This window comes from Bradyrhizobium sp., assembly GCF_049512235.1.
Classification (GTDB): domain Bacteria; phylum Pseudomonadota; class Alphaproteobacteria; order Rhizobiales; family Xanthobacteraceae; genus Bradyrhizobium.
The window spans coordinates 1-7,753 of record NZ_JBEKXH010000311.1; the positions used below are offsets into that span (position 1 = coordinate 1).

Genomic DNA, 7,753 nt, shown 5'->3' on the forward strand with positions numbered 1-7,753 from the left:
CGGAGAATGCACCGCCTTGACCTTGAAATCCGTCTCGATACCAGCGCGCTCCTTCTCGATATCGGCGGGCGCCCCCATGCCGTTGAGAACGATGTTTGCACCGGCGCCGGCGAAGGCGCGCGCATAAGCCAGTCCGATGCCGCTGGTCGATCCGGTCACCACTGCGGTCTTGCCTGTCAAGGTACCCATTGATTCACTCCTGTTTGTTGGCCGTCGCGAGGGTTCCGTCCCCCGTGAGATCGTAGGTCATCATGGTTTCGCCGGATTGCGGCCGCTCGAGCCAGTCCTTGTGACGCATCGAGAGGTGAACGTCGCGGGCGCCGGCGCCCCAGTGCTCGACCATGCCGATATGGGAAAAATCATAATCCTTGGAGTTGGTTTCGTAGTTCTTGCTGCGGTAGATCAGGTGCACGACCGTTACCGTGTTTTCCTTGGCGGCATTGCGCAGCAGCTCGACCGACGGATCGTTTTTGAGATAATCCGGCAACTTGCCGATCAATTCCCGCACGGCCATGCGGGCGTTGTGAATCTGCTTGTTCTTGTCGGTGTTCATGCGGGTGCGGCTGGAAAAACGGATGTCTTTCTCGCGCTCGGCGGCCTCCAGCAACGACAGCGGCAGCGGCCCGCGCGCGCTGAACAGATCGACCTGGAAGATCAGCAGATCGTTCCTGATTTCCGCATCGAGCACATAATCGAGCGGGGTATTGGAGGCGATGCCGCCATCCCAGTAGTGCTCGCCTTCGATTTCGATCGACGGGAAGCCCGGCGGCAACGCGCCGGACGCCATGATATGTTCCGGCCCGATCTTCTTGCCAAGCTTCCTGAATTCGAAATTGTCGAAATATCTGAAATTGCCGGTCGTGACACTCACCGCCCCGACGCTGAGCCTGGTCTTCAGATCGTTGATGCGATCGAAATCGACCAGTCGCTCCAGCGTCGCGCGCAGCGGCGTGGTATCGTAATAGCTCTGCGCCTGCCGGCTGCCCTGCGGCCAGAGCGGCGCCGGCGGGACCCGCGGCCTGAAAAAGCCGGGGACGCCGAAAGTGGCAATCAGGGCGGCGCTGGTTTCGTTGAACAGCGAACGGCCGCGGTCGCTTGACGTCACCGGATTCCAGGGCACTGGCGCAGAGACCATTTCCCAAAATTCCTTGAGCCGTCCGACCCGCTTTTCGGGCGGGTTGCCGGCGATGATCGCGGCATTGACGGCGCCGATCGAGATGCCAGCGATCCAGTCCGGCTCGAAATCATGGTGGCAAAGCCCCTGATAGGCTCCGGCCTGATAGGAGCCGAGCGCGCCGCCGCCCTGCAGGACCAGAACCCGCTGCGCATTCGCGGGCGCGCTTGCCGGGGCGGGATCGGAATATCCGGAATATTCGGTCATCTCAGCCGTCGATCAAATTAGCCAATAAGCGATCGCACCGTGGCGCCAGTTCGCGATGGCGTCAATCCGAGAGGCCGGGAGCGGGGATCACGCCAAGTTTATCGGGGCTCCGAGGAAGCAAGAATCATCGTCCAGAACACCTTGTATTTGGTATTTGGAGCATAGCTCGCCGCAATGCCTAATTTTGTGACACCGTTTTTCAACATGTTTGCACGGTGCGGAGGCGAGTCACGCCAGCCGGAAAATGCCTCGGCCAGAGTGTGATAGCCGGCGGAGACGTTTTCCACCGCCAACGTCGCGGGATAGCCTGATGCATTCAGACGCTCCGCCAGCGGGGCCTTGACGTCGTGATCGAGCTTGTTGCGGCTGGCCATCGCCTGTGACTGCGATTCCGCGAGTTTCATCAGCTGGGGGTCGACTGCGACGCCGCCCAGACCGTTGTTCTGTCGGTAGAGTGAGATCATCGAGGCGGCAGCCTGCGGATCGAGCTTGGCATCGCCGCTGGCCATGTTGAGATACATGGCCGGCTGCTCGGTCGAGGGAATATCCGCCGCGCAGCCGCAAAGCGCCAAAAGACCGAGAACCGCGATCGCCGCGCGCATGATTCGATGCTCCCCAGGGGTGAGCAGGGGTGTTGCATACCAACCGTGGCTGAATGGTGAACGGCGGCCCAAATTCAGGCATCATTGCGGAGCGAGAGCGCCAATTTCCGGATCAAGCGATTACGGGCGATCGGTCAATCGTCGCGCGCACGTCATCCGTGTGAAGCAGCTAAAGATCCGATCCAGACACAAGGGACCGGTTTCAGGCCGCAACCGTTTTTCTTCCGCGCGCCGAGCGATATCCCATCATCCCCAAGCCAATCAGCGCCATCACGAATAATGGGGCCGAGGCCGGAAGCGGTACGAGCGCTACGCTGATCGAATTGGGAAGCGAGCCGCTGATAGCATACGACATTTCATAGCTGGCGCCAGGCCTCGTGGAAATAATCTCGCTCAGGGAACCCGAGCCGGAAAGGCTGCCTCCAGTCGGAGTGGTATAGGTTGCAAGCGTGCCACCAAGAATATTGCTGCCGGAGGGGGGCAGGAAAAGTGACAGGTTGGAGAGCGTAAAAGGAGTGCTGGTAGAGTAGGTAAAAACAAAATCCGACACCGCTCCAGTCGCGATGACCGGAAAGGTAGTAAGTGTCAAAGCAGATGCTTGACCAATCGACGAAACGACCAACGCCACTACGCCTAAAAGTTTAAATACTCCACGCATGCTTCGCCTCCCAAAAAACTGAAGGTAAATCAACGAATCAATGCCAACGGCATCGATAGCAATCCGTATAGATATCAACTCAAAGTTAATTTCAAGTGAATGGAAAAGCAAGGTGTAACCAGCCCATTTGCGCGTGAAAAGTGTCACCCGATCATCATGAAATGACCAAGTACCACAGACACTTAGCGATCATGCTGCAATATTATACCGGGAACAAAGGATGGCAAGAATGGGGCCACGTCTGCAACCAGTTTCGTCGCCATAGCATCCGCGGCCGTTTCATCTTGCCCGTGGACGGGGGCGACGATACGGATAAGGGCTCCATCAGTCCTGTTCTCGAGCAGCGCATCTCGAAGCGCGAAATATTTAAGAGCACCTTCGTCCGCGATCTGACGGCCTCGCTCCTCGAACCAATAATAGACAATCTGCCTCACGCCTTGCTTCTCGATCGCGACACGGTTGGCGCTGATCGAACCGCCGCGGCTCAAAGGCACCATGACGACGGACTGGCTTAGAATGGTCCATCCGCCGCCGGGGATGCAAAGCTGAGGACTGTGCGCATGTATCCCGGCCCTTTGCGATGCGTAGTAGGCGATATAGAAATTGAACGGGCCGCCGGCGCCCGCCTGATGGGTATAGTCCGCAAGAAGGTAATCCGATAATCCAAGGGAATTGAGCGACTCGCTGTCAAGCGTTGTCGGAATTCCGTGCCAGCCTGCAAATTCCATCGGGAATAGAGCAAGCGGCTGGCGTGAGGGAATAGCCTCCGGACGCGCAGGCCAGCTGGCGACCAGGCTGGTCCCTGCCAGCAGGATGACGCCGGCCAGAAGAGATGTGCGTGACACGGGCCAGGAAATAAAGCGCTGAAGCGTGCTGCGGTCGAGCATCAACAAGTCGGACACGACGAAGCGTCCGCGCGGTTTTCCAATACCGAGCAGACACCAAACCTCCAGAAACAACAGCGCAACGCATAAGGAGAAAACCGCAAAACCCTCGAAGGCGTGAGTCCAGCCGGTCGACGTATCGATACCGAGGCGTTCGAGCAGGACGGCTATCATGGCGATACGGCCGGCGTTGAGAACGACAGCGATCGGAATGCTGGATACCACGACAACAGCTTTCTTCCAGAACCGGTCCTCGACCAACATGGCGACGAGACAGGCGAAACTGATCAAAGGAAACAGGTAACGCAGACCGTTACAGGCTTCGGCCACCTCCAGTTTCGTGGACGGCAATACGATGATGTTGCCGTCGAGTGACGCCGGCACGTGGAAAAGCGAAATCAAGACCATGCCTAGCTTCGAGGCCAAAAGCTGCATTTCCGCGGAGGCAGAAAGGTAAAGCGCCACCGGAAGCGGCACCATGAAGAAAAGATAGAGCAGGGGAGCCGCCAAGGTCTTCATCGCTTCGCTGCCGAGGGAGGACCACACAAATCCGATGATCCCAAGTATGGCTCCGTAGATGCATGCGGTGTAGCTGCCTGTTGCCCAGGCAAACATCATGATGACAACCGCAAATATCGCAGCGAGCACACCCGGAGCTCGGTAGCCGCCCAAGGCGGCCCTCTGGTACCGTCGAATAAAAATCAGCAACGCCAAGGGTAGAATAAACCATGCATGGCTATATTCTTGCTGACTCCAGGCTTCGAACAGAGGATTCAGAGAGCGCCAAACACCGGGAATTTCACCCATGCACACGACAAGTGCAAATAGACCCCCTAGATTTTGCCAATCGGCACGGCGAAGATGAGTTGCGTCCACGGTCGCCCCCAAGGGATGAGCAGAATGCATCTTAATGCATGGTCGTTCCGCGCGCGAGAGTGTTCCGGCGGCGTCTGCATGTTCTCGAGCGCGATTGGTTCCGCGAGGTGCGCGGGCACATGACGTAGAAATGTCCCAGACCGCGACAACTATTCAGCGTCGTCAACCCTGAGATAACTCGCATCTAGTATCGCTTTGCGCATTTGAAGTTGGCGACTGGCCCGCTTCAACCATGGTCAATACTATGAAAAATTATCTCGCTCTCTTTGTTTGCGCGAACCTCGTTCTCCTATCGGCTTGCGGAAAGGAGAGGGACAGTGGAAAGACACCTTCGGTCGCCCTGGCCAACGCCAGAAAGTTATACGACGCGGGACAATTCCGGGCGGCCCGGCAGGAAATTGAGGCCGCGGTCAAGGCCGATCCGAAGCTGAGCGAGGCTCATTTCCTCGCCGGTCAGATCGCCGAGAGAATGGGCGACCCGCAAACGGCCCTCGCCGAATATATCGGTGCCGACGTAACCGCGCCCGGCACCGAAGAGGGCCGGGCTGCGGCCGCAGCGATACTGCTCCGGGCCCGCGCCTACAAGCTGGCCGAAGAATGGATTGCCAGATGTCTTGCGGATCGGCCAAGCGACCAGGCCATGAAGGCCTATCGAGCGCTTTTGGAGGAACGTCTGGGCGAAAGCCGGAAGGCGCTTTCGGATGCGCTGTCCGTCCTGGCGGAAAACAAGGGGGACGTCGTCGCAAATGCGGTCCTGGCCGAACAAGCGCTGCGGCGAAAAGATCCGGCCGGCGCCTTGATCAAGATCGAAGCCGGCCTGCTGACGGACGCATCGGACAAGGATCTCTTGCAATTGAAGGCCCAGGCGCTGTCGCAAAAGGATTCCCCGGCAAAAGCCATCGAAATCTACAAGGCTCTCGTTGCGGTGGATCCGATGGCGCCTGAGTATCGTGTTGCACTCGCCGAACTGCTCGCCAAAGGCGGTGGAGTTGAGCAAGGGGAGCAGGCTCTTCGGGCTGGGGTCGAGGCCGCGCCCGGGAACATAGACATGCACATGCGGCTCGTTGCCTTTATTGCCCGGCATCGGGACAAATCTGCCGCAATAGCGGAGCTTCTCGCCGCGATCGCAGCGGCACCGGACTCTACTGCCTATGATATCGCGCTGGCGGATATCTACGCGCAAGAGGACGGATTTGATGCCGCCGCGAAGATCCTCAACGGTGCGATGACCCGAACGCAATCGGACCCCGCGCATGCCGCAGCGCATGCTGCCGCACAATTGGCGCTCGCCCGTCTCCTGATCGCAAATAACGACACCGCGACCGCCCGAGCCATTTTGGACGGCATGCTCAAGTCCAAACCTGGCGACGAAGTCCTCCTGGTTCGCGGCCAATTGATGTTGCGGGATCAAAACCCGGCAGCGGCGATACAGGACTTCCTGTCTGTCGCGGCCCGGCAGCCTGCGAATGCGACGGTGTTTACTTCGTTGGCGGAAGCATATCTGCAAAACGATCAACCCAAGGAAGCCATTGCAGCCTTGAGGCGCGTCTTGAGTTTGATGCCTTCCGACCTCGGAACGCTCCGCAGAATTATAGACATACAGAGCAGTTTCGGCGAGGCCCCGGGCGCAAGGCAAACTGTCGACGACTTTCTCGAACATAACACCGATTCAGTCGATGGACACGCCATGCAGATTCGACTTGCAATTCAAAGCAAGGACTGGACGGCCGCCGAGGTGGCGCTGTCGCAATTGCACCAAACACCGGACGCCGAGCAGCAGGTGATCGAACTCGATGCCGAGATCAAGGAGGCGCGGAGCCAATATCGGGATGCTGCCGACCTCTATCGGCGGCTCATTGCCTGGAAAGACCGCAGCCGGTTCGACGTGCCGGCCGCGCGGGCTTTCGCCCGGACATCGATCGCCGCGGGGCAAAGTGCACAGGCGATGAACTCGCTGGCGCAGTTCGCCAAAAATGTTGCACCCGCTGATCTCGCATCCTTCGACCTGATCCTTGCCAACCTGGCCGATAATTCGGGTCAGGCCGACAAAGCCTCGGCGCTTATCGAGTCGGTCATTCAGAGAGAGCCATCGTCGCCCACGGCATATCTCCAGCAGGCCGCGGCCCTGGCGCGTAGAACAGAGGTTGCGAAAGCGCTGGCCGTTCTCGATCGTGGGATCGCGGCCGGGGCCATGCAAGAGCCGCTACTTCTTGCGCGCGCGGAAATCCAAAGCCAAAACGGAAAAACCGACGATTTGATCGTCACCTACCGCGAGGTGTTGCGTGTCAATCCCAAGTCGACGATCGCCGCCAACGAGCTTGCCAATCTGCTGGCCGAGCAGACACGGCCCGATACGGTCGCCTTGCGCCAGGCTCGCGATCTCCTGCAAAGGAATGCGCTTGTTAGAAATCAGGCCATTCTCGATACGCTCGCCTGGTCGGACTACCGTCTCGGCGATTTCGAAAAGGCTAAAGCGCTGCTGGATCTGGCGGGCGCCGGGCAATCTGGAAATCCGCAGTTGCGCTTTCATTATGGAGCGGTCTTGATCGCTTTGGGTGAAATGAAGGGAAAAAAAATCATCGAGGATACACTCAATGATAATTATCCAGGTCGAGACGAGGCGAAAAAAATAATTGGCGCACCAAAGACGCCCTGACGTCCTTTGTGATGCCGCGACGTCCGGTGCTGCGGACCATCCTGGAATGCGCGCGCTCGCTACGATGTCTTGGCGGTATGGATGCCGCACTCGGTCTTGGGTCTGCCGCGCCAGCGGCCGGCGCGGACGTCTTCGTCGGGCGAGGTGCGGCTGGTGCAGGGCATGCACCCGACCGACAGATAACCCATGGCTGCGAGCGGATGCGGCGGCAGCACGGCAAGGCGGTAGATCGCCTCGATCTGTTCGCGCGAGCTGTTTGCGAACGGATTGAACTTCAGCCTGGCGCCATCCTGCTCGACGACCGCAATGGCGGCGCGCAGGCCGCCCTGAAAACGCTTGCGGCCGTTGATCCAGCCGTGGAACGGCGCCAGCGCCCGCTTGAGCGGCTCGACCTTGCGGATCCGGCAGCAGGCATCCGGATCCGAGAACCACAGTTCTCGATCTGGATCCTCGCCCGATAGTGACTCCTGCAAAGGCTTTATCGAGCGAACATCGCGCAGGCCAAGCGTCGCGATCAGGGTGTCGCGATAGGCAAGCGTCTCCCCGAACAGCCATCCGGTATCGAGAAAGATCACCGGGATGGCCGGATCGACGTCGGCCATGACCTTGAGCAGCGCCGCCGATTCGGTGCCGAACGAGGACACCACTGCGAGATGCTCACGGCCGACGGTCCGCAGCGCCGCCGCGATCACCTCC

General features: G+C 59.2%; 8 protein-coding genes and 1 pseudogene. 2 read left to right on the forward strand and 7 right to left on the reverse strand.

The annotated features are described in order from the left end of the window. From ABSG20_RS24320 to xrtD, 5 genes are all read right to left on the reverse strand, one after another. Positions 1–189: SDR family NAD(P)-dependent oxidoreductase (locus ABSG20_RS24320; protein ID WP_423867051.1), on the reverse strand; the 189-nt coding region annotated here is incomplete at its 3' end. Between the two features lie 4 nt (positions 190–193). After that, on the reverse strand, positions 194–1,381 hold the full coding sequence (locus ABSG20_RS24325) for a DUF3734 domain-containing protein (RefSeq protein ID WP_423867052.1): 1,188 nt from the start codon (positions 1,379–1,381) through the stop codon (positions 194–196). Positions 1,382–1,479: 98 nt separating this feature from the next. Continuing rightward, positions 1,480–1,983: a CAP domain-containing protein gene (locus ABSG20_RS24330; protein ID WP_423867053.1), complete on the reverse strand. Its 504-nt coding sequence runs from the start codon at positions 1,981–1,983 to the stop codon at positions 1,480–1,482. Between the two features lie 202 nt (positions 1,984–2,185). Continuing rightward, the gene (locus ABSG20_RS24335) at positions 2,186–2,788 is read right to left on the reverse strand and encodes a hypothetical protein (RefSeq protein ID WP_423867054.1); all 603 of its coding nucleotides are present in this window, start codon (positions 2,786–2,788) and stop codon (positions 2,186–2,188) included. Between the two features lie 35 nt (positions 2,789–2,823). Next, positions 2,824–4,332: a VPLPA-CTERM-specific exosortase XrtD gene (gene xrtD, locus ABSG20_RS24340; protein ID WP_423867055.1), complete on the reverse strand. Its 1,509-nt coding sequence runs from the start codon at positions 4,330–4,332 to the stop codon at positions 2,824–2,826. 313 nt (positions 4,333–4,645) lie between these two features. Between xrtD and ABSG20_RS24345 the strand changes: the two are divergent. Then, a pseudogene (locus tag ABSG20_RS24345) lies at positions 4,646–4,843 on the forward strand (hypothetical protein); the annotation flags it as partial. Here the strand turns inward: ABSG20_RS24345 and ABSG20_RS24350 are convergent. After that, positions 4,760–5,167 (reverse strand): hypothetical protein, encoded by a 408-nt coding sequence (locus ABSG20_RS24350; protein WP_423867058.1) that lies wholly within the window; start codon positions 5,165–5,167, stop codon positions 4,760–4,762. The pseudogene ABSG20_RS24345 and the gene ABSG20_RS24350 overlap by 84 nt on opposite strands. A 30-nt stretch (positions 5,168–5,197) precedes the next feature. Between ABSG20_RS24350 and ABSG20_RS24355 the strand changes: the two genes are divergently transcribed. Next, the gene (locus tag ABSG20_RS24355) at positions 5,198–7,057 is read left to right on the forward strand and encodes a tetratricopeptide repeat protein (protein ID WP_423867057.1); all 1,860 of its coding nucleotides are present in this window, start codon (positions 5,198–5,200) and stop codon (positions 7,055–7,057) included. A gap of 59 nt (positions 7,058–7,116) precedes the next feature. Here ABSG20_RS24355 and ABSG20_RS24360 read toward each other — a convergent pair. Further along, positions 7,117–7,753, reverse strand: a 637-nt coding sequence (locus tag ABSG20_RS24360) for a phosphoadenylyl-sulfate reductase (RefSeq protein ID WP_423867056.1), incomplete at its 5' end; no start/stop codon positions are given.

Bases quoted from the DNA above. Each gene is read 5' to 3' on its own strand.
- ABSG20_RS24325 (WP_423867052.1), bottom strand. From the start codon at position 1,381: ATGACCGAATATTCCGGATATTCCGATCCCGCCCCGGCAAGCGCGCCC.
- xrtD (WP_423867055.1), bottom strand. From the start codon at position 4,332: ATGGGTGAAATTCCCGGTGTTTGGCGCTCTCTGAATCCTCTGTTCGAA.
- ABSG20_RS24330 (WP_423867053.1), bottom strand. From the start codon at position 1,983: ATGCGCGCGGCGATCGCGGTTCTCGGTCTTTTGGCGCTTTGCGGCTGC.